The organism is Candidatus Accumulibacter contiguus, from assembly GCF_036625285.1.
GTDB lineage: Bacteria > Pseudomonadota > Gammaproteobacteria > Burkholderiales > Rhodocyclaceae > Accumulibacter > Accumulibacter contiguus.
The window spans coordinates 1,461,128-1,481,564 of sequence record NZ_JAZKUC010000001.1 but is presented as its reverse complement, the minus strand read 5'-3'; the positions used below and the strand labels follow the sequence as shown (position 1 = coordinate 1,481,564).

At 59.8% G+C, this 20,437-nt stretch carries 19 protein-coding genes; 5 read left to right on the top strand and 14 right to left on the bottom strand.

Features of this window, described 5'->3' with window-relative positions:
- Nucleotides 1–155: 155 nt before the first annotated feature.
- From V5B59_RS07220 to V5B59_RS07195, 6 genes are all read right to left on the bottom strand, one after another.
- Nucleotides 156–2,270, bottom strand: a complete 2,115-nt coding sequence (locus V5B59_RS07220; protein WP_332351732.1) for a B12-binding domain-containing radical SAM protein — start codon at nucleotides 2,268–2,270, stop codon at nucleotides 156–158.
- Between the two features lie 392 nt (nucleotides 2,271–2,662).
- Entirely contained in the window at nucleotides 2,663–3,469 is an 807-nt protein-coding gene (locus V5B59_RS07215; RefSeq protein ID WP_169071250.1) for a hypothetical protein, read from the bottom strand.
- A gap of 47 nt (nucleotides 3,470–3,516) precedes the next feature.
- Nucleotides 3,517–4,230: a hypothetical protein gene (locus V5B59_RS07210; protein WP_169071251.1), complete on the bottom strand. Its 714-nt coding sequence runs from the start codon at nucleotides 4,228–4,230 to the stop codon at nucleotides 3,517–3,519.
- A 264-nt stretch (nucleotides 4,231–4,494) separates the two neighbouring features.
- A complete protein-coding gene (locus V5B59_RS07205; RefSeq protein ID WP_169071252.1) occupies nucleotides 4,495–6,396 on the bottom strand; it encodes an ROK family protein in 1,902 nt (633 codons plus the stop codon).
- A gap of 39 nt (nucleotides 6,397–6,435) precedes the next feature.
- The gene (locus V5B59_RS07200; RefSeq protein ID WP_169071253.1) at nucleotides 6,436–7,512 is read right to left on the bottom strand and encodes a hypothetical protein; all 1,077 of its coding nucleotides are present in this window, start codon (nucleotides 7,510–7,512) and stop codon (nucleotides 6,436–6,438) included.
- Nucleotides 7,513–7,680: 168 nt separating this feature from the next.
- Nucleotides 7,681–7,953, bottom strand: a complete 273-nt coding sequence (locus V5B59_RS07195; protein WP_169071254.1) for a hypothetical protein — start codon at nucleotides 7,951–7,953, stop codon at nucleotides 7,681–7,683.
- Between the two features lie 195 nt (nucleotides 7,954–8,148).
- Between V5B59_RS07195 and V5B59_RS07190 the strand changes: the two genes are divergently transcribed.
- Nucleotides 8,149–8,505 carry a hypothetical protein gene (locus V5B59_RS07190; RefSeq protein ID WP_332351731.1) on the top strand — a complete coding sequence of 119 codons (357 nt, stop codon included), beginning with the start codon at nucleotides 8,149–8,151 and terminating at the stop codon, nucleotides 8,503–8,505.
- 94 nt (nucleotides 8,506–8,599) lie between these two features.
- Here V5B59_RS07190 and V5B59_RS07185 read toward each other — a convergent pair whose 3' ends face one another.
- Genes V5B59_RS07185 through istA (V5B59_RS07175) form a run of 3 tightly spaced genes read right to left on the bottom strand, consistent with a single transcriptional unit; the run spans nucleotide 8,600 to nucleotide 11,071 of the window.
- Complete coding sequence (locus V5B59_RS07185) at nucleotides 8,600–8,827, bottom strand: hypothetical protein (protein WP_332351674.1); 228 nt, start codon at nucleotides 8,825–8,827, stop codon at nucleotides 8,600–8,602.
- Entirely contained in the window at nucleotides 8,824–9,585 is a 762-nt protein-coding gene (gene istB / locus V5B59_RS07180) for an IS21-like element helper ATPase IstB (protein ID WP_332351730.1), read from the bottom strand. The genes V5B59_RS07185 and istB (V5B59_RS07180) overlap by 4 nt, the downstream gene beginning before the upstream one ends.
- Nucleotides 9,572–11,071 (bottom strand): IS21 family transposase, encoded by a 1,500-nt coding sequence (gene istA, locus V5B59_RS07175; protein ID WP_332351729.1) that lies wholly within the window; start codon nucleotides 11,069–11,071, stop codon nucleotides 9,572–9,574. Before istA (V5B59_RS07175) ends, istB (V5B59_RS07180) begins: the two co-directional genes overlap by 14 nt.
- Before the next feature lie 852 nt (nucleotides 11,072–11,923).
- Between istA (V5B59_RS07175) and V5B59_RS07170 the strand changes: the two genes are divergently transcribed.
- The 3 genes from V5B59_RS07170 to V5B59_RS26170 all read left to right on the top strand — a co-directional run bounded on the left by V5B59_RS07170 (nucleotide 11,924) and on the right by V5B59_RS26170 (nucleotide 12,547).
- The gene (locus V5B59_RS07170) at nucleotides 11,924–12,139 is read left to right on the top strand and encodes a DUF6441 family protein (RefSeq protein ID WP_332351728.1); all 216 of its coding nucleotides are present in this window, start codon (nucleotides 11,924–11,926) and stop codon (nucleotides 12,137–12,139) included.
- Nucleotides 12,140–12,254: 115 nt separating this feature from the next.
- On the top strand, nucleotides 12,255–12,419 hold the full coding sequence (locus tag V5B59_RS07165; protein WP_332351727.1) for a hypothetical protein: 165 nt from the start codon (nucleotides 12,255–12,257) through the stop codon (nucleotides 12,417–12,419).
- Complete coding sequence (locus tag V5B59_RS26170; protein ID WP_408612949.1) at nucleotides 12,371–12,547, top strand: H-NS family nucleoid-associated regulatory protein; 177 nt, start codon at nucleotides 12,371–12,373, stop codon at nucleotides 12,545–12,547. The genes V5B59_RS07165 and V5B59_RS26170 overlap by 49 nt, the downstream gene beginning before the upstream one ends.
- Before the next feature lie 85 nt (nucleotides 12,548–12,632).
- Here the strand turns inward: V5B59_RS26170 and tnpC are convergent, their stop codons facing one another.
- Together tnpC and V5B59_RS07155 are read right to left on the bottom strand one after the other, a co-directional pair.
- On the bottom strand, nucleotides 12,633–14,228 hold the full coding sequence (tnpC, locus tag V5B59_RS07160) for an IS66 family transposase (RefSeq protein ID WP_332351632.1): 1,596 nt from the start codon (nucleotides 14,226–14,228) through the stop codon (nucleotides 12,633–12,635).
- 431 nt (nucleotides 14,229–14,659) lie between these two features.
- A complete protein-coding gene (locus tag V5B59_RS07155) occupies nucleotides 14,660–16,330 on the bottom strand; it encodes a DUF6399 domain-containing protein (RefSeq protein WP_332351726.1) in 1,671 nt (556 codons plus the stop codon).
- 196 nt (nucleotides 16,331–16,526) lie between these two features.
- Between V5B59_RS07155 and V5B59_RS07150 the strand changes: the two genes are divergently transcribed.
- The gene (locus V5B59_RS07150) at nucleotides 16,527–16,886 is read left to right on the top strand and encodes a transposase (protein WP_332351725.1); all 360 of its coding nucleotides are present in this window, start codon (nucleotides 16,527–16,529) and stop codon (nucleotides 16,884–16,886) included.
- A gap of 492 nt (nucleotides 16,887–17,378) precedes the next feature.
- On the opposite strand, the gene V5B59_RS07145 is transcribed toward V5B59_RS07150, so the two are convergent.
- Genes V5B59_RS07145 through istA (V5B59_RS07135) form a run of 3 tightly spaced genes read right to left on the bottom strand, consistent with a single transcriptional unit; the run spans nucleotide 17,379 to nucleotide 19,826 of the window.
- Nucleotides 17,379–17,591: a hypothetical protein gene (locus V5B59_RS07145; protein WP_169071501.1), complete on the bottom strand. Its 213-nt coding sequence runs from the start codon at nucleotides 17,589–17,591 to the stop codon at nucleotides 17,379–17,381.
- Nucleotides 17,588–18,340 (bottom strand): IS21-like element helper ATPase IstB, encoded by a 753-nt coding sequence (gene istB / locus V5B59_RS07140; protein ID WP_169071502.1) that lies wholly within the window; start codon nucleotides 18,338–18,340, stop codon nucleotides 17,588–17,590. The genes V5B59_RS07145 and istB (V5B59_RS07140) overlap by 4 nt, the downstream gene beginning before the upstream one ends.
- Nucleotides 18,327–19,826, bottom strand: coding sequence for an IS21 family transposase (gene istA, locus V5B59_RS07135; protein WP_169071503.1), 1,500 nt, complete (start codon nucleotides 19,824–19,826; stop codon nucleotides 18,327–18,329). Before istA (V5B59_RS07135) ends, istB (V5B59_RS07140) begins: the two co-directional genes overlap by 14 nt.
- Between the last annotated feature and the right edge of the window lie 611 nt (nucleotides 19,827–20,437).

Here is a 20,437-nt window from a genome sequence, read left to right as displayed (position 1 = left end):
CTGTATTTGGAGCTACTGTCATGCTTTGTGACCGGTTGCCTAGCACCAGCGAGAGTTGTAGTGAGGACAACTCTGGATGGCTTCGGCAGATCGGTGAGCAGCGATAGAACTCGTACCCCGCCTATCACGTTTGTTCCCGGGGTCTTGTTCTTGAATTACTCGACCGGCAGGTGCTGCCGATCGAGCTCTCTACTATATGCCTCGATATGACGTAACAGAATGGCCTCATCCTCACTCCTCTTTCGAAAAACACCTCTAGCGATCATTTGCGACACTTGATTCACAAGGTCACGTACTTCACGTTCCGCCTGGGTGCAGATTTGCCCAAGCTGATCATCCATACCACCGATCACGGCTGCCTCGCCTAGACTCTCCATCATGTCGAGATAGATCTCAGCATTAGCCTGAACGGTTTGTGTCGCGAAGTCGACCGCTTCATCTCCCCCGTGCCAATGGCTCTTCGAGATGGTCTTTAAGGCGTAGAAGACCGGAGCACTAGACCGAGATATCCTGTGAACGGCCTCGGCTAACTGGGCGACTGGCGGGTCAGCAAACCGGTAGCGGGATGACATAAAGTTCGGATCTTGTTCCCCGGTCAGGAGGCCCTGGCTGTCTAGCGTCTGCTTAATAGCAGTCCCCTCGTTGACCACTAGTGGCCGAAACGGCCATGTGTTGTAGCGCACGAGACCGTTCGCTCTGAAAAAGGCGATGTTCTCAAGAAGTTCCTCAATTGTTAAGTTTGGATCGAACATTATAAAGCCGACATCAATGTCTAAATCCAACTCTTGAAGCACCTTTAAAGCACACAACGTATCATCGATAGTCTCTTTTCGGTTGTATCTGAGTTTCTGCGCCCAACTGCCGCTTTCGAGCCCAATATAGACACGGGTCAACCCGGCATTCCGAAGAAGCTGGAGCGCATATCGAATTCTCCTGTTTTCTTCGGCGATCTTCTGCGTTCTTGGCTCCCTGGAAATGATCAGAGGCGTCGTAAAAATTCGGAACGAGACCTGAGTGTCCCATTTCTGGGCTATCGACGCCATCCCAAGGGCAAAATCATGAATCCGGTTCAGAGCGGTCACGCTTCGGCCGCCGAAAAACTCGTCATCGCAGAACTCGATTTCCCGAATTCCTCGAGAAACGAACATCTCGACGTTCTGAAATACTCGCTCAAGGGAGAAATGCCGCCACTTTGTGGAGGGCGACGGAGTGGTCACGTCGCCAATGGCGTCAATCTTGGTTGAGGCGTTGAAGCTGCGCCAGCGGGTGCAATAGGTACAGCTAAACACACAGCCGCGGCTTGTCTGGATCATGTTTGTGATGCCCGGCTTGACCGTGTCGGCTGACGGAGGATGCGGAAGCGCGGTTAGGTCCAAGTTGACCAGTGGTGTGCGATGGATTGCGCGCGTCTCATTGCACCGGTAAACGATGTTGTTGATGTACTGGAGCTGGGTCCGCCCGCGGATGAACTCGACGAGGCCGCGCATGACCAATTCCCCCTCATGTAGGCAGACGATCGCCGTAGGTATGCGCAAGTCATTTAGAAAGCGCTCAGGGAAATAGGTTGGCAGCTGATTGCCAAGAACAAGAATCGATCCCTGTGCTCTGGGATCTTGGCTATACAGGTCAAGGTAACGGTCTACGAGCTGTAGCGTCCCGAGCTCGACCGACAATCCGACGATAGCAGGGAAAGCAGCGCGCTCACGATTGAATGCTCTATCGACTAAGTCGAGACGATCTAGCCGACGCACGGTGATGGCGACTTCGTCGCCATACTCCCCAAGCAAATCACCGGTCAGCGTTTCGACGCTGAGGTTATTCCACAAGGCGTAGTGCCATGGAGAGCCGAACGTCACGAACTCGATGCTTGTCGGCGTGATGGGAAACTCCTTGGCTAGGATATCAGCTAGTGCGTCCCGCACGAGCCCATCGTCCGGCCCAATTGTGCGTCGAAAGCCGTTCGCGCGACGCTCTGCGATGAAGTAACTGGCATTGGCGCGAACTTGACGGCCCATGCCAGGCAAGAGGTCGAGCTTGTCCAGAAAGTCCTCATCGGACGCAAGCTCGGCTGCTTGGAGAGGCGTAACTCCGTGGCCTGGGCTCTGCTGGTTTACCACTATCAGGCGATCGAGCACCCAGCGACGCGTGCCGGCGGGCACGGGGTCGCGACGATTTTGACTCGTCAGCGAGTGGTAACATGCGGCAAAGAGCAGTAACTGACGCAGATCATCGGAATCTACACCTAACTCGTTAAAGAGCTGCTCTCTCACGTAGATCGCATCCCCATCGCAAGCGACCAGGAAGTCAACGCCTTTACAGCGAAAGGAGTAGCGCCGAAAAGGTTGGCTGTGGCTTGCGAACGCGTTGCTCCCGTGCGAACCAGTTGAATCAGCCGCGCATGGTGGCTGAATGGACCGACCGGAGACAGCCTGAGCAGAGGGGTTACCGACAATGACGAGACGTGATGGTGAGTTGCTGTGATTGATCTGGGGTGCGAACTCCCGCAGTGGACGCACTGACAAGGGACACACTTTGATCAAATCCTCTATGGATGACCGAAGGTGCTTTAGCCGGTAGTGCGTGGGCGGGGGGAAACCAGGTGCCACGAGCCCTGTCATCGACCCGGTGGGGCTTTCTTCGCTAGTGGACGACCGTGTCGTGTTCATGCTTTCACAACCTCCTTCCACAAGTCCGGTTCTAGTACGCCACCTAGTCTGCGCTCGTCCACCTTTCGATGAAGCGCGACCAACTCATCGACAACGTCTCGCGCGGGACGATTGACCGACAGGTATTCCCAGTCGAATTTGCTGAGATAGATGTCGGGCAGCACTAAGCGGTAGGGCAGCCCGCGCCGAACCATCTCGAGCGCGGACAGGTAGGAGGTTGCGAGCGGTCCGTGAGGCGTCATAACCTCTGGTTCGACCAGCGCAACGCGGTGGTTAAGTTTTTCCCCATAACCGCCGGATTCCCAGGTCAGCGTCGAGAGCACTCTTGCGCTGGTTCCCCGTGGGGCGGCGATGACGGCCCTCCACGGGGCGAGAGAAACCATAGCAATATCTTCGTCGATCGTGGTTGCCGAGCCTCGGTGCACGATGGCAAGGTCAATGTCGCCGTCGCGCAGGGCGTCTACCGCTGCCGTCGACCGTAGAAGCAATGCGCGAGGTGTGTAATCCAGTCTGGCAAAGACTTGGCGCACGAGCATTGCCGACAGACTGCCCGCAGAAACGCGAGGAAACCGTATGGCAGCGGCAATCTCGTCGTCATTGCGCCGAATTGCTTCAGCCAACCGCTTGACCTCTGCGGGGAAGACCAACCGGTGTCCTTCATTCCAGCTTAGGCCGGTGTCGCCGACAACCTCGTCTATCCGATTTAATAGGCGGTCGATGGAGGCTCGGTCCACCCCAAGAAACATGGCCGCTTCGCTCTTGGAGGCAGGTTTCCTCGCTACCAGTCGGACGAGGGAATCCATGTCTCGCCGCGTGAGGCTCATCCTTTCGCGAGGCATCGCTTCCCTACCTACAAGTGACCGCCAAGCACGGGATGACTCACCGGCTGCGGAAAGCTGCCCAAGTCGAACATAATGAATACCGTGCCGGAAGGACGATGATTAGGGCCGGCGACGACGACAACCGGCGTGGCGCCGGTTTTCGGGCAGTAATACCAGCCGACACTGCCGCCGTTATCCAGAACAATCGCCTGCTCTATGTCCAAAGCCACCAGCCTGCAGGCGATGTCGGTCAGCGAGCCGGTTATTGCCGCGCACAGCACCGACCCGTCGGCACGTCCGCCCAGCACGCCATGCAGGATATTACGGCTTGGCTTCGCGCGATGGCGTTCCGCGATCGCATCGATCCGCATGCAAATGGATTCGTCATCAAGGCCATCCTGCTTACCGACTTCCCAGGCATCAGCGAGTTCATGCCAAGCCTGCGCCGACGGTCCGATCAAGCCTTTCGGGTGCACCTCGTAGGCGTGGGCGGGGTCGGAGCAATTGGCAACAACAAAGGATCGCGACACAGGCCTGCCATCGATAACCAGAGGCAGTCCGGTCAGGATATCGGGTTCCTCCGGAAGGCTGCCCAATGGATGGAACGAGACACCACTCCCGCCAAGCGCCGCAACCGGCCAGCAGGGATCAAGGGGCGGATCGCCGGCCCGACCGAACCAGGATCCTTTGAGGCGCAGCCGGAAACCGAACTCGTTCAACACGTTGCGTGCACCGACAAGCATCGAATGCCCCCGTCCTTCGCTGCGGGCCAGAACATCGGCTGCGCACCGGACATCGGAGCCGTAATCGCGCCAAGGGAGTTCAACGCGTGGTTCTTCGTTCCGGGCCAGGGCAATACGTTCGGCCCGAAAGGATGATCGTACGTACCCGTAGCTTGGACTCGACACAGCCGCCGCTCCAGGGAAGAACGCGCGGGCCGGTGTCCCCGCCGGGAGATCGAGAAGTGCAAATTGGGCGAAACAAGCCACGGATCGGTCTTCGCAGGTTCAGACAAGGAACACGGGGTCGATCTCACGGATCGAGTCGTCGCCGCCGCTCGACGACGAAGGAGAGAAAAAAGTCTCCCATGCCGCGCGTGCGGCTCCCTCCGCCGCATTAGTTTCACCTGCTTCGCATCGCAGAAATTTCAAGCCCTTGATAGCATGAGACCCATCCGGGCTTTCGGTCTCGAAGCCATAGAATGTCTTCAAGTGCTCCTTCGCTTCCTGCCCCAATTTTTCACCGATAACGGTCACAGGCCCACCCGACAAATAGACAGCATCTGCCTTGAGGATGTCGGCACACATAGCAATAAGATCCGCTGTTAGCCACGACGCTCTTTCCAGCAGATTGCTCATGCTGCTCAAATACCCGCTAAGTTGTTGCTCGCGCACTTGCTTAAGCAATTCCCTGCATTTACAGTCATCCTTCATCCATGTCAAATGCGCAGGCAAGTTATCGAAAACCTCCTTCTCCCACTCGTTGGTGTTAAACTGCTTCTCATTGGACTTGGAGAGTTCGTACAGCCAGCTCACTTCCCTGTTGCTCATGGGGGAATTGAAAAGATCCTTTGCGATCCGAGGATTTGTCTTTTCTGAGAATAGCTGATTGGCAACCCCAGCAGGAAAGTTGCCTCCCTTCTGGTAGTCAAGAAACGGCTCAACCAGATTGATGATCATTTTCCCGATTTCGTTCAGAAATGGGGTTATCTTGTCGTGTTCGACGAGCCCAAGTGCCGTTCCGGTTCCGGCCACCACGACCATCAGGCGTTTCCCTGTCCACGACTCGCCTAATAGTCTGGCCCGAGCTGCGTTGACGTGGCCGTCACCGTCGTTAATCAGTCGAACATAATCCCCAAATTGACTTACAAAACCCTCGCGGATTTTCAAACCGTGAATATCATCGGGCGAATTGTCCTTGATGGTCGAGCTAAGCTTCTCAAACTTTGCGAGAATCCCACTCGTCCCCGCGACGTACTCTCGTCCTGGCTCACCCCGCACCGGGCCCGGCCACGTTACTCCCACGCATAGGCCCTTCAGATCTATATCCTTCGCTTCTGGATTCGCTTTTAGCTCCGCTTTTATATGACCGCAAACATACGTACAAAAATCCTCACCGTTCCTATACTTTGTTCCTCGTTCTGTGAGCAGTTTACCGGGAATAAATGGTTCGAAGGCGGAGGGCTTGCCCTCAACCTTGACGTGTTTGTAGAGGCACCATTTGATGCTCGTGCCTCCAATGTCGATACCGAGGAGATAGGGAGATTTATCACCTGCGTTATGTTGAATTCCGGTACGGACAGGTTGGTCAGCTAAATTGAGATAACGCTGGCAGCCAACCTGGAGCAAATAGGCCCGCAAAGTTTCATGATTGTCTTTCTCCTGAACCCACTTGATAGCTTTGATCCATTGGTCCCGGCGAGCGGAATTAATTCTGTTGCCAGACTCTGCTTGCAAAAAGTCGACTTCAAGATCCCCTGGTCCGAGCAACATGCGAAGATTAACCCATGCTGCAGCAGCACAGCGAGCGACTACAAGTTTCGGATTCCACCAGCCTCCATTGTTATAGAGCTCCGCAACCGTGCTCGGCTCTGCGCCTTTATCTGGCCCAGGCAGGCGGTCGACTGTGCTTTGGAGATCGCGGGTTTTTGGAGCGATCAATGGTAGGGGCAGTGCAAAAGCCCTAACAGTGAACTTCTCGTTCGCCGGTGCCGACCACCTCAACGTCATCAGGCAAAATTGTTTGCTATGTTCTCGATGAAGTTCCCGAAGCAGCCGGTCCACATACGGAACCGGCAGGAAATGATGGCCACCAAATTCCCAAGATCGGGCGCTCCATTTTATATACTTTAAGAGCCCTTTTCCGATAAGGGACCAAGGATCAAGATCGCTAGTCGTGTCATTGCTCATTGTGGCGCTCCTCTCGTCTGATTGGGCGATGGCGAACCATTACATGCCAGTGCTGGGTTCGGGGATTCTGACGTCAAGCCAAAGATTGAAGGGCTTTAGCAGATGGACATGATGGAACGAATAATTATTCGAAGTGGTAGTAGCACACCACCGTCGTGAGACGCTATCGACATCCACTGTAAACTCCTTGTCACAAATTGCCATATGCAAGTTTTCCACGTCAGATTTGCGCCAGTGACGGCCTAAGCTGATTGAACAGAAATGCTGCTTTGGCTGAGAAAGAGTTAGGACCTTTTCCACTATTAGCTGCCGTATTTTACAAAGAGCCTCCTCAAGATAATTGCCGTACTCGAATGAAAGGAGGGCGGAATCCTCAGGCTTGGCCTGGGGTTCCTCCTCTGCTCCCACGAATTTCTCGACTTCCTGCAGGTCGTCGTCCAGGTCCGAGTTTGTATTCCCCGAGGAAACCCGACGACGGCCGTCGAGGGCAAGCGCCGCATATGCGCAGGAGCGCCAATAAGATGTTGGAAGCGTCTCGCCCAGCGCCGCTGAAATAACCGTCTTGAGTTTGCCCAGGCAGCGCGCACCGTCATCACAAAACGTCTTGGGAGGTCCATAGGTCGACACCTCACACGAAAGTCGAGAATGGAGCATTCCGCGCAGCGTATTTTGGAAGGCGATCATCGCGCAGACCCGCCTTGCTGACTTATCTCCGAGTTTTCCGCGCAGTGAATTCCAGGCAGCGTCGGCGGAGTAGAAATCATGGTGCCATCGCTGGTGCCAGCTATCGTGGCTGTGCAAGACCGCGAGGTACGTCAAGGCGGCCCAAGATGTCCGCCCCAGATCGGTGTCGGGTTCGAGTTGGTACATCTCCTCGCGACTTTGATCTGATGTGCCGGCCAAGAGAGCACCCAGGCGCTGCGACGAGCCCTCCAAGCGCGCGCGGACCGCTTCCAGCAGAAAGTCCTGCACCCACTGCTTCCCCTTACAGGCCAAGATCCAATCATCGGTGTTGACAGCCTGCTCGTCGGATAGCGCCTCAAAGAACCGCTCCGTGTCGTTACGGACAGTCTCAGTCTTCGGAACGATCAAACCACAGAGATCTCTCGGTTTCATCTCTATTCCCCTCCACGTTGCTACTGAACTAAGTGTACTATCTATGCAGCAAATGTCAAGCTATTCTACGGTTCAAAGGCGTATATATCCGTTTACTTGTACTATCTATACACCAGATGGCCAGTCTGATAAAGGCAGGGTCGGCATCATCTTGGGAGGATCAGGGAGCTAGGCGAGCAACGGCATGCGGTGATACTCGATCTGTCGGTAACGGACCGGGCCGTCCTCGTCGGAATGGTGCAGGACCAGCGGCCGCAACAGGAATTCCCAGTGGGACGAGATGCACGGCGCGCGGAAGCGACTGACGAAGGAGAGGTACTTGCTGCGCTTCTCGTAATCGGAGACAGCCAGAACCTTGCCGTCCGATGTCAGCCATTCGGCACGCCGAAGGCAGTGGCCGCCGCTGCCGTCGTCGTCCCAGTAGGGCGGATAAGCGGCCATCAAAAAGTTCTCCGTGCTTCCGTGCCCGGTTTGCCGAGGCCCGTAGCCTTCTGAAGATCGGAGAACTTATCCGAGGGCGCTTAGGCGCGCCCGAAGCGGTAGAGCGTGTCCTGGACCTGCCGCAGGTCGAGATCGTCGTCGGCGATCTCGACGACGACGATCTCGACATCGATGTCGTAGAAGAAATACAGATAGGTGCACGATGTCGAAGGTCGTCGGCTCGGTGCTTTCCTTGTAGGTCATGCGCACTTGCGCCACGTCCTGGCGGCGGAAGATGCGGATCGGCGACTCGCCATAGCGTGCGCTGCTCTCGCCGCCGCCGCCCTCACCGTAGAGAAAGCGCTGCACGTGGGGCAGGAAGGTGACGAATTCGCTGTAATGACGTTCGTGGAACTGCTCGGGGTCGCCGCAGAACTCGTCGACCAGTTCAGCCTACGGGTTGTCGGGGGTTGCCTGCTCCAGCAAATGGTAGTGATGCGCGAAAGGGCCGTCTTCGGGAAGTGGCATCAATTGCAGCGGCCACTGTTAGTGGCTGGAAGGAAGCGCGCATAAATGGCGCAGAAGAATGGCAGAGAATGCTGGACTGATTGAGTGGACAAAGGAGGGGCCGGTAAGGGCCCCTTGAGGATTGGAAGGTTGGCAGCGGTTAGAACGGCGGCTCTTCGGTCCAGGGGTCGTAGGGATTGGCGTCGCTGTCCCTGGATTGCTCGTCACGAAGCAGTTCAAAGAGGGCGGTCTGGTAGTGAGCGCAGATCCGGTCCCGCAAGTCGTCGAGCAGTTCGACGACGGCGAAAGCCTGGGCCGGTGTCCATTCGGCGGATATCAGGCAGTCGAGGCCGTGGTTCAATCCGGAGGGTTGGGGGTAGGGTTTCATGGGGTGCTCCCGGCGGTTGCCTTGCGTTTTCGGGAGCGCTGCTCGGCGTGCTCGCGGGCCTCTTTGTGGCGATAGGATTCGCCCTTGAGGGCGATGATCTCGGCGTGATGGACGAGACGATCGATGAGCGCGACGACGCAGGCGGCGTTGGGGAAGACCTCCGCCCAGTCCGAGAACGAGCGGTTGGTAGTGATCAAGGTGCTGCGGGTTTCGTGGCGGCGGTTGATCAGTTCGAAGAGCAGATCGGCATGGCGGTTCGAATAGGACAGGTAGCCAACCTCGTCGACGACCAAGAGAGACGGTGCGGCGTAGTGGCGCAATCGACGGCGCAGAGCCGAATCGCTATCGAGGGCGGCGAGATCATTGAGAAGTTGGCCTGCGGTCGTGAACAGCACGGTGTGGCCGTGCAGGACGGCCTGATAGGCGATGTTCTGGGCAATGGTCGACTTCCCCAGCCCGCTACTGCCGACCAGGATGACGTTGGTGGCGCTGTGCAGGAAATCGAGCCCCATCAATTCGCGGATCGCCGTTCGGTCACACTGCGTGGGCCAGTTCCAATCGAAATCGGCCAGCGGCTTGAAGCGGCCGATATGGGCGCAGCCGAGGCGGCGTTCGAGGCTGCGCCGTGCCCGTTCGGCTTCCTCCCAGGCCAGTAGCGGCTCAACCCAGGTGCTGTCGGCCAATTCTGGCCAATGGGCGAGCAGGCCATGCAGGTGCAAGGTCTCTGCGCGCCGGCGCAGGCTCTCAAGCGGGGTCATCGTCGGCCTCCGTGAGTTGGTCATAACTTGCCAGGCGGTGTGGCTGGACCGGCGTGTCGCGGCGCTGGACCTGCTCGGACAAGGTGATTTCGACCGGCGGCGGCTGATCTTGGGCTTCGCGCCGACGTTCCAGAGCCAGGCGCACCGCGTTCACGTGCGGCACCTCGCGCGCCAGTGCGTCGAGGACGCCGACGCGCAATTCGGCCGCACCATAACGATCCAGCAGGCGCAACAGAGCCCTGGTGATCGCGCCGAGATGGCCGCCACGCTCGGCAGCCCGCACGAGGAGGTCCCGGCTCTCCGGCACCGCCTGGGTCAGGCGGTCAGTACCGCGGTGCTGACTGGCCTGGTGCTTGTGTGCGGCGAGCGTCTCGAGATGGGCGGGATTCTCGATGCACTGCCCCCGATCATAGCTGCGCGCATGCGTCGCCAGGAGCGTCTGGCCCTCGAGGATGCGCACCTGCCGGGGATCCGCGACGACGCTCAGCGTGCGTTGCACGTGGGTATGGGGAACCGAGTAATCGTTGAGGTCGAAACGCGCATAGGGCGTCTTGGCGACCTTTACCGCCACCTGCTCGTCGGTTGGATAGGGATTGTCCGGCAGGGCCATGAGATGCGCCGATTCCAGCGCAAAGGCTTCGCGTACGGTCAGGGTCACGTCTTCCGGGCCGCGCCGGTCGGCGGCTTCGCCGGCGCACCAGGCATCGGCCTGAGCATTGAGATCGGCCAGATCGGCAAAGCTGCGGCCGGCAAAGAAGGCCTCTCGGATATACCGGATGGCGCGCTCAACACGCCCTTTCTCATTTCCTCGGTACACTGCCACGGGCCGTGGTTCGTAGCGGTAATGACCGGCGAAATGCAGCAGCGTCGGGTTGAATCGGATCGCCTGGCCTTGTCGCTCCAGGACGGCGCTCTTGAGGTTGTCATAGAGCAGGACCCTCGGCACGCCGACCCAGGTCTCGAAAGCAGCGGAGTGACCGCGCAGGAAATTCTCCATGCGGGCATCGAGAAAGAAGCGCAGGAAGATCTGTCGCGACCACGACAGTACCATCACGAAAGCCATCAAAGGCCGGCGGGCGCGGCCGATATCGAGATGACCAAAGTGGGCCCAGTCGATTTGTCCTTGTTCACCGGGCAGCGTGCGCAACCGCAGGTAGGCTTCGGCGGTGGGCCGCGGTCGGTGCAAGGCGAGCAAGTGCCGGAAATGATCGGGCTGCCCGCTGTAGCCGCGGCCCTTCACCATGACGTATAGCCGACTCGCGGTCAGGCGGGGAAACTGTTCCAGGGTCTCGCGGATGAAGGGCAGGTAGGGGTCGATGCGGGAAGCGCGCCGCGGCGCGCCGACCCGTGGCAAGCCGGCCTGCGTGATGACGCGCGAGACGGTGCCGTGGTGCACCTTCAGTTGGCTGGCGATAGTGCCGATGCGCCAGTGTTCGGCGTGGAAGTAGCGCAGGATTTGCGCTTCCAGTTCAGGGGAAATGGTCAAGTGGGGTTCCTCTTCGGTCAGGTGGGACAGCGGATGGAACCCGGCAGCTGCCCAGAAAGCCCTGCCTGAGCAAGCCCGAACAGCGCGTACCGCAGAAATGGCAGCGCGCCGTTCGGGAAGGGTCGGTCGGACCGACTGCCGTCGGTTCCCGGCCCACCGCCGAGTTCGCCGCCAGTAGATCACTTTGTGCCGCTGGCATAGAACCCTGATGCGTCACATTCTGCCGGCGCAGCCGGTAACGGCGGCTTCTTTCGGCATGCTTGAGGCGGCCTCTTCGGCTCTTCTGGTAGCGGTGGCCGGCTTCCTGGACCGAAGCGCGGCGTGCGGCTTGGGCGCAGCCTCTGGCACAATAGATCTGGCCCCGGTCGCAGCGGCGGCAGACGACGACCTGGGTTCGGCAGCCATGACAAAGGAAGAGTCGGCCCGTGATTTCCATTGGCGGTTTCCGGCATGCCAATGCGCGATCGACAGGGAGATGTCGATCGTGAAAGACTCTCCCTGCACCCGTGCCCAGCACGGTGTGGGGCACGGCATCGGTGTCAACTTTGCGGGTTTGGCCGGTGTCGTGCTCGTTCTTCTTGGCGGGCCCTTTTTACCGCATCGCGAACGGGCTTGTCATCTCCGCGTTGCCCCCTTCGCCGATGAGCGGCAAGCTTCCCCGATGGCCGGCGCGCGGCAGGGGGGCGTGTCTCCAGTCGCCCTTCGGGCTCCTTCCAACACGCCCCCTGCCGCATCATCGGTGACCCGGCCGCTCCGAAACCCCAATCCGTCTCGACTACGGACCATCCCTCGCCGGGAGCCTCTCCTACGCTTCTCCGCCAGCTATCGGCGGGTTTTGACCGCCACTGACACATGAAGGAATACGATAGACCCCTGGCCAAGATCAAGCGTCGATACCGACAAGCAGAGGGGATCAGGCGTCTCAAAAGGGGGACGGATGTGCCGATTGCAGTGCTGGTGAACAAGGTGAACGTGCGCAAGCGGTTGGATGTAGAAGGCGTGGTGAGAGGGCGTGTGCCGAGCCTGAGCGCCGCGATTCAGAAGGAGATCGAGGCTATCAAGATGTGATCGGTGTGATTTGACGAGGATGACAGATTAACGGTGACGGTATCGGAATAGGTGATACTGGCTTACAATCCCCGTTTGTAGCGCTCTTCTGGCGCTTCCTTACTCAGGAGAAATCATGTCCGCTTACCAAGAACTGCTCGCACAACGCAACGAACTCGATAGACAGATCGAAGAAATCCGTAGAAACGAGGTGGGGCTAGCCATTCGTCAGGTCAAAGAAATCATTCAGGAATTCGGATTGACGGCAGCCAGTGCGGCTTTGGCCAGAAAGATGAAGTAGTTCGTAGACCAGCAAAGGCCAAGTACATCTCGCCCGAGGGAAAGACGTGGACAGGGCGTGGCAAGCCCCCGAGAGTGTTTAAAGCGCTGGTTGAGGCTGGGCATAAGATGGAAGAGTTCTTAATTTAGTGCCGTAGGAATAAATAATGCCTGAACCTAAGAAAACCAAGCCACCGAGTAACCGTTTAGCCTCCCCGACGACCACTACCAAAAATCAGGCAGCAGCCGGTAGCAGGGGCGCTGCGTTGCCTTTACGCCGCTCGGCGACCACCTTGGCCAGGTAGGGCCAGGGCAAGATGTGGCGACGCCGGCAGGTGTCGATGACACTGGCCAACAGGGCAAAGGCACGGGTACCCTGCTCGGTACGGGTGCCTTGGCTGATGAGCCGGGCGATGACCCAGTGCCGCAAGGCCCGTTCGGCCTCGTTGTTGGTGAACGGCAGATAGGGATGGGCGACGACGATCCAGACCGCCTCCCAGTCGTAGAGAAATTCGCGCGCCAGCGCACGGGTTTTCTCATGAGCCGAATCCCGGTGCTCTTCGCATAGCCGACGGAAGGCGTCCAAGCGGTCGCGGAAGCGAGGCGTGAGATCGACCGGAGGGCCTTCACGTGCTTGGTAAATCGCAGTGATCAGGTCGCTGAGCAGGCCGTGGGTGGCCTCTCCAAAGGCCCGCGCCTCGGTGCTCAGGCTTTCTTTGAGTCCCTCGGCCTTGCGCAACAGGTGCGCCCAACAGCGCAGCCGCTTCTGGAATCGGCGATAGACGCAGTAGCCATCGCTCATCAGCCAGCCGACAAACCCCTCGCCTAGGACGTTCGCCAGAATCTCCTTGCTGCGGTAGCCAATGAAGTACAGGCAGATCGTCGGCGTGATGATCACCCACAGCCATAGTAACTGGCCCCATTCCTTCCACGGCGTTTCATCGGCATAGGCCAGCACTTCCTGCTGCAGTTCTTCCACCCACTGCGCTTCGATCGGCTCGACCGCCCGACCGGCTTCATGAATACACTGGTTGATCGTGCTGGTGGAGAGCGCGATGCCCAGCCAGTCCCGCAAAAATTCTTGCGTCCGCCGCCGCGACAGGTGCATACGGTGCGATAGGCACACCAGCAGGCTCACTAACAGCGGTCCGACGAGATGCCATTCGCTCAGTCCTACGGTCCACCCGGGTTCGGCGGGACAGCGGCCGGGTTCGCTGCGGTTGACATGCCCACAGTGGCCACAGCTTATCTCACCGTAGACATGCTTGTCGTGGCGTACCCGTAAGCCACGTAGCCCCGCACTCGGCTCGGCCTCGATATCCAGGACATACAAGCCGTTGCACGCGATGAACCCGGCCGGATCCAGCGCCTCATCGCAGCCCGCGCAGAATTCCGGCGCGTGGATCACGGTGTCGCTCACCGGCAAACTCACCTGCCGGCTATGGCCCGCTGCCCCCGGACGCCGACCGGCTTTCTTGGGCTTCCCGGCCGTCGCACTCAAAGGCTTCTTCCCCTCAGCCGGTGCCCCGACGCCGTTCGGCTCTGCATTCGCCGCCGCGTTCGCGGCGCTGCCGCTGCCCTGCGCTTCGGGATCAACCGCACCATCTGCCTCCCCGGCCGCTTCCGAATCCTCATCCCCAGAGTTTGTGCTGTGCCACGGAGGGTCACTGCGGGGTGGCCGAGAACTGGTCTGGGAGTTCGCCTTGAGCCGCTCCCGCGCCTCTTTCAAATCCCACAGCAACTTCACCAGCAAGCCATCTTTCTGCTTCGCCGGTAACGCCATCAGCTTCTGCTCATCCCACTGCTGAAGATCAAAGTCGCTCAGGTACACTCACTTGCCTCACGAACACGATTACCCGCTCACTGGTGAGATACCATAGCCAAACCATCCCTCGCTTGCAACCACTGCAGCATAGTTGGTATATGTCGTAGGGGGCTAAACGGTTACGCCACCGAAACGGCCCGATGCTCTTGAAGATAGATACCCGAATGTTGCGGAGTGGGTGTTCGGCGGTGGCTGGATTGAGATTGGTGAAACGGATGAGAGGAATTCCTTCATACGTGCTCTAAATGAAGGCGGGATGGTCTTTGAGGGCAAGCGTGAGTACCTGACGTTTGATGAAGCGTTGCAGGCGCTCGATGAAGGCATAGCTCAATGGACGAATAACCATACTTAAGATATTCAGGTGAGTCCTAAGCCGAGTGCTTACACTTCTTGATCCGCTGTGGTTTATTGGCCTTGATCATCGTTCCGGCCACCCCCTACGCCGCCAGCGGCATCAGATAGGGCGGCTTGGGCGGTCGAAGTCGTCGTCGCGCGGGTCGTGGGGGCAACGGCATGCGCTGGAGCGCCTGCGTGAACAATGTTTCGTGGGCACGGCCAAAAAAGCGCTCGGCGGCGGTTGTGCCGTCGGCGCGACGGATGTGATAGTTGTCGGTGAGCGCCGCGAGCTTGCGGTCGCTCAGGCGATGGCGGCCTTGGTGATGCAGGGCCAGTTGTCCGTTACGGCCCTCCACCCCGGAACTGCTGCGCTGGAAGCGATCGGCGCATTCGCCGGCCACATGTTCCAGGCGCGCTCGCTCGGCGCTCGGCAAGGCCTGGAGCGGATGGTCGCCGTGGCGCAGCGGTTCGAGCAACTGGTGGCTCAGTGCGCGCAGTCGGTGACGCGGCTCGGCGTGGGTGCTGCGCGCGGCGACGCGCTCCAGATACAGGGCGGGAATCAGTTGCTCGACGAGGGCGCGCTCCAGGTTGGGTGGCAGCGCGAGGGCCTCGACCTGCACCTGCAGGGTGGCGAAGAAAAAGGTAATGGTGGCCAGCAGTTGGGTAGTCAGACGTTGCGCCTTGGCCAGGCGTTCACGGGCGCGCGTCGGCAACTCAGCGGCTGCGGCGATGCGCCCGAGCTGCGTCCAGACGTCGTTGAGGCGCTGCGCGACGGGTTCGACGGGTTGTGCCTGTCCGCGCTCCAGGTCATACGGGTGATACCCGATGCCCATCTCACGCACCAGTTCCCGGGCCTCGCACTGACGCGCCTGCGCCTGGGTGTGCGCGATTTCGGCCTGCACCACCTCGCTCACGGCGGCGTGGATGCGGGCGGCGAACGCGGGCGGGCGACCGCGGGGACGAGGCGACTGGTTCTCGTACGCCTGCTGGGCCGCCCGCTCGACCGCCCAAGCCTGCTGAGCGGCCACCACCGTCGCGGCGGCCTGCCGAACCTGGCGGGCCAGGGAGAGACTGGTGGCCTTCGAAACCTCATGCTGGCCAGGGAAGAGGTCCGGCGAATGATGCACACCCAGGTCCACCTCGACATGCCGATGCAACGCCCCGGCCTCGTCGCTGGTGCCCTGAATCACGGCGACATCCAAGCCGACCAGGGCTTCCTGGAGCGCCTGCGTCCAGGTCGCCGCCTGACGATCCGCCGCGTACTGTTCCAGAAGAAGAAAGCCCGACACCGGCTCCAGCGCCACCAGACCCATCTGTGGATGGAAAGTCTCATCCTCACACACCGTGAGATCCCGATGCGGCATGCCCCGCGCCAGCGCCGCGCGCTGCTCCTCCGCGACGGCGACCAGCGCCTCCTCCAGCGCCGCATTGAGGCCTTGCTGGGTGCCGTAGCTGGCGCCGACGAAGGCCGACAGCCCGCTCAACTCAAGGAATTGGCACACCACCCGAATGCCGGCAGCGCCCTGCAGGGTGATGCTGAAATGCGCCGCCAACACCAGTTGATGCAGCCACCGTACGCCCTCCGGCGTCTCCATCCACGCCGCCAGGACCGCGGGAGCCGCGCCGACCGCCTCCGGCTTGCGCCAATCCTGCAGGGTACTGCGTGCCACGCCGAGTTCGGCGGCCACCTGCCGTTGCGTCTGCCCCGCCGCCAAGCGAACGCTGGCCGCCCCAAGCTGCTCCGCCCGCTCCAGGCGCGAGCGACGTATCACAACCAACCATCCATCGACGCCCGTGCCGCGCGCAGGGGCACTCTCCTTGTGTCTGGGTTACAGTCCATCCCGGCAGGACCTTTGAGCATATTCCTTCTCCCTCGGTTAGTTCGCACTTCCAAGGGTACAAAATTTCGAGGGTTCTGCCACTCTCTCGCAGGACTTTCATCAAGCGCAACGGACGGTTTTGGCCGGAATGATGATCAAGGCCGCCCCGAGTGTGGTCACACCGGTTTTCGCCGTGCATTCAAAAATACGAATTTTATTCGCTGATCTTGGCTATCAGGAACCTTTTCGAAAATGGTTGAAGGACACTCTGAATATCAAAACGGAGGTGGCACCGAAAGAGCCCGGCTTCAAGCCGGCGCGTAAGCGTTGGGTAGTAGAAAGAACATTCGCTTGGATTAGTCGGCAACGACGAATGTCTCGTGACTACGAGCGTACCACGGAATCTAGCGTGGCGATGATTTATATTTCTATGATTAGAATTATGTTAAAGCAGCTTTCACCTGTTCCAAGTCCTTGGCATAGCGCGTCTTCCATTGTTAAAATATAAAACATAATCAAATATGGTTTTTTAACACGCTCTCATCTCTCCCATGCCTATAAACCATCATGACAAAGTGCTAAGTTGTGAGGATTGACCCGAGCGGATGGCGTTCATTCAAGAACGGTTCTATTATTTTCCACTGTTCGTTCGTCAGATCGGAATCGTAGGTTGCTCTGCTCATATAATGGATAGATAATGGCGTGTTTAAACGGATGGAATATTTTTCCGGGTCAGACAGGCCTCTCTTCCCGCCTTCCGGATGAGCCATCATTATAAATCAAGAGGTTAGGTTTTTTAACACGCTCTAAAACACCACCCGGCGTTCATTCGCCCTTGCGTTGTTGCTCTACGTGGTCGCCAACGGTACGGGGGAAGCAACTGTTGCCGGTGGAGTAAATCCGCAGAAATCTGGCGGTGGGATTTGGCGGCGAGCATGGTAAGGGAGTAGACGAAACAGGGGCCACGAAGGCCCCTGTGGGTAACAGAGTCTGATGCTGGTCAGAAAGGGGGATCGGTGCTGTCGACGGGGAGCCGGATCACCCGGTCGTTGCGCAGTTGTTGGTGAAGAACGTGCCCATAGTGAGAGCAGATCCGGTCGCGCAGGTCGTCAAGCAACTCGACAATTGCAAGCGCCTGATCAGGTGACCAGTTTGGATCGATGAGGAATTCCAGACCGTGGTGCAGTCCGGAGGGTAAGTGGTAGCCTTTCACGGCGCCCCCTTCGCCTTGCGCTTACTGGCGTTGGCAGCGGCGTGTTCCTGCGCTTCCTTGCGGCGGTAGGATTCGCCCTTGATGGATAGGATTTCCGCGTGATGCACCAGGCGATCGATCATGGCCACGACGCAACTGGCATTGGGAAACACCTCCGACCATTCCGAGAACGACTTGTTGGTGGTGATCAAGGTGCTCTTCTTCTCGTGGCGCCGATTGATCAGTTCGAAGAGCAAATCGGCGTGGCGGTTCGAATACGAGAGATAGCCGACTTCGTCGATCAGCAGCAAATCTGGCGCCGCATAGCGACGCAAGCGATAACGCAGGGCCGAATCGCTGTCCAGACCAGCCAGTTCGCCGAGCAACTGCCCGGCCGTGGCAAACACCACGGTATGCCCCTGCAAGACCGCCTGATGGGCGATATTCTGGGCAATCATCGTCTTGCCCAGGCCGCTGGCGCCGACCAGGATGGCATTGCTTGCCGAGTCCATGAAGTCGAGCGTCATCAATTCCGCGATCGCACGCTGGTCGCACTGCTGCGGCCAGGACCAGTCGAAATCGGCCAGCGGCTTGAAGCGGCCGATATGGGCGCAGCGCAAGCGCCTTTCAAGCGAGCGGCGAGCACGTTCGGTTTCCTCCCAGGACAACAACGGATCAAGCCAGGGCTGGTCGGCGCATTCAGCCCAATGGGCCAACACGCCGTGCAGTTGCAAGGCCGTTGCGCGCTGGCGGGCATCAGTCGTCGTCATCGGCGTTCTCCATCAATTGATCGTAGCCATCGAGGCGATGGGGGCGCACGGGAACGTCCCGGTGCTTGATGTGTTCGGGCAGAGTGATGGCCAGCGGTGGCGGTTCAGCCTGTGCTTTCCGCCGTCGCTCCAGCACCAGGCGAACCGCATTCGGATGCGGCACACCGCGCCCCAGGGCGTCGGCAATCGCCGCCGTCAGCTCGGCCACGCCGTAATGCGCCAGAAGGTCAGTCAGCGTATTGACCGTTTGCCCCAGTGGCTCGCCGCGTTCGACGGCCTGAGTCAGCAGATCCCGGCTCAGTGGCACCGCCTGGATCAGATGATCGGTGCCGCGATGTGCACGGGCCTGATGTTTATGCGCGACCAGGGTGGCGATGTGCGCGGGGATTTCGATCTGTTGGCGGCGATCATGGGAGCGCGGGTGCGTGGCGATCAGCGTCTGGCCATCGAGGATGCGCACCTGATCCGGACTGGCGACAACGGTCAGCGTGCGCTGAACACAGCCGTGCGGGATCGAGTAATCGTTCAGGTCGAAGCGCACATACGGGGTCTTGCCGGCCACTACCGCCTTGACCTCGTCGGTCGGGAAGCCGTCGGCGGGCAGCGCCAGCAGACGACCCCGTTCCTGGGCGAAGGCCGCGCAAACGGTCAGTGCCTCGTCCTCCGGGCAGCGACGCTCGCCGGCGGGTCCGCGGGTCCACGCATCGGCCTGGGCATTGAGGTCGTCCAGTGTCTGGAACGCGCGACCGGCGAAGAAGGCGTCGCGGATATAACGGATGGCGCGCTCCACACGGCCCTTCTCGTTGCCTCGGGCCACCGCCACGGGACGAGGCTCGAAGCGGTAATGGCCGGCCAGGGAAAGGAGCGTCGGATTGAAGCGGATGACCGTGCCCTGGCGTTCGAGGACCGCACTCTTGAGATTATCGTAGAGCGCCATCCTCGGCACCCCTTGCCACGCCTCGAAGGCGGCGACATGGCCGCGCAAAAAGTTCTCCATGTGGGCGCCCAGATAGAAGCGCAGGAAGATCTGGCGCGACCACGACAAGACAGCGACAAAGCCCATCAGCGGCCGACGGGCACGTCCGATTTCAAGGTGATCGAAGTGCCCCCAGTCCACTTGCATTTCCTCACCGGGCAAGGTGCGCAGACGCAGATAGGCGTCCGCTTTGGGGCGCGGTCGATGGCGAGCGATCAGATGCCGGAAGTGATCCGGTCGTCCCGGGTAGCCGCGCGCCTGCACCATGTCGTACAGGCGACTAGCGCGCAGGCGCGGAAACTGCGCAAGGGTCTCCAGGATGAAGGGCAGGTAGGCATCAATGGCCGACGGCCGGCAGAAGCTACCCAATGCCGGCAAGCCGGCCTGAGCGAGCACGCGAGAGACGCTGTCGCGATGCACGTGCAGTTGCGTGGCAATGGTGCCGATGCGCCAGCGTTCGGCGTGGTAATAGCGCAGGATCTGCGCTTCAATTTCGGGGGGGATAGACATGCGTTCTCCGATCGGGTTGGCTACGGCGAATCCGACGGCGCAGGAAGTCCTGGCGCACCCAGTCCGGCAAGGGACGATGGCAACGCCAGCAGTGCCAGGGCACCGGCTTCACCGGCACCGACGGTTCGGATGAGATTGGATCAGCCGGGGCCGGGGGCGGGGAACCCTGATGCGTCACTTTCTGCGTTCGAGCCCGATAACGCTGCTGATGTTTGGCGTGGGCATGACGGCCGCGCAGGCCGGCTTGATAGCGGCGCCCGGCAGCACGGACCGAACGTCTGCGCGCTTCGCCGGCACATCGGGGGGTGCAGTAGCGTTGGCCACGGTCGCAGTGGCTGCAGATCAGCACAGCGGTGCGGCAGGCGGCGCACAGATAGCGTCTTCCAGGCAGTTCCATTGGTCACCTTGGCCAATGGGGAAAGACGGCGACGCCCGCTTCGTGACATACTTTGCAGGCAGCGTCGCTTCGTCACAGCTGTGGGCGCGGCATCGGGTCTGGCTTGGCGGTTGGTCCCGATGCCCTGCCCGTGTTTCCACCGGCGGGTCAACTATCTACCGCATCAGCGGCGCTGACGCCATCCCCACGCAGGCAGTACAGAACAAAATCTCGC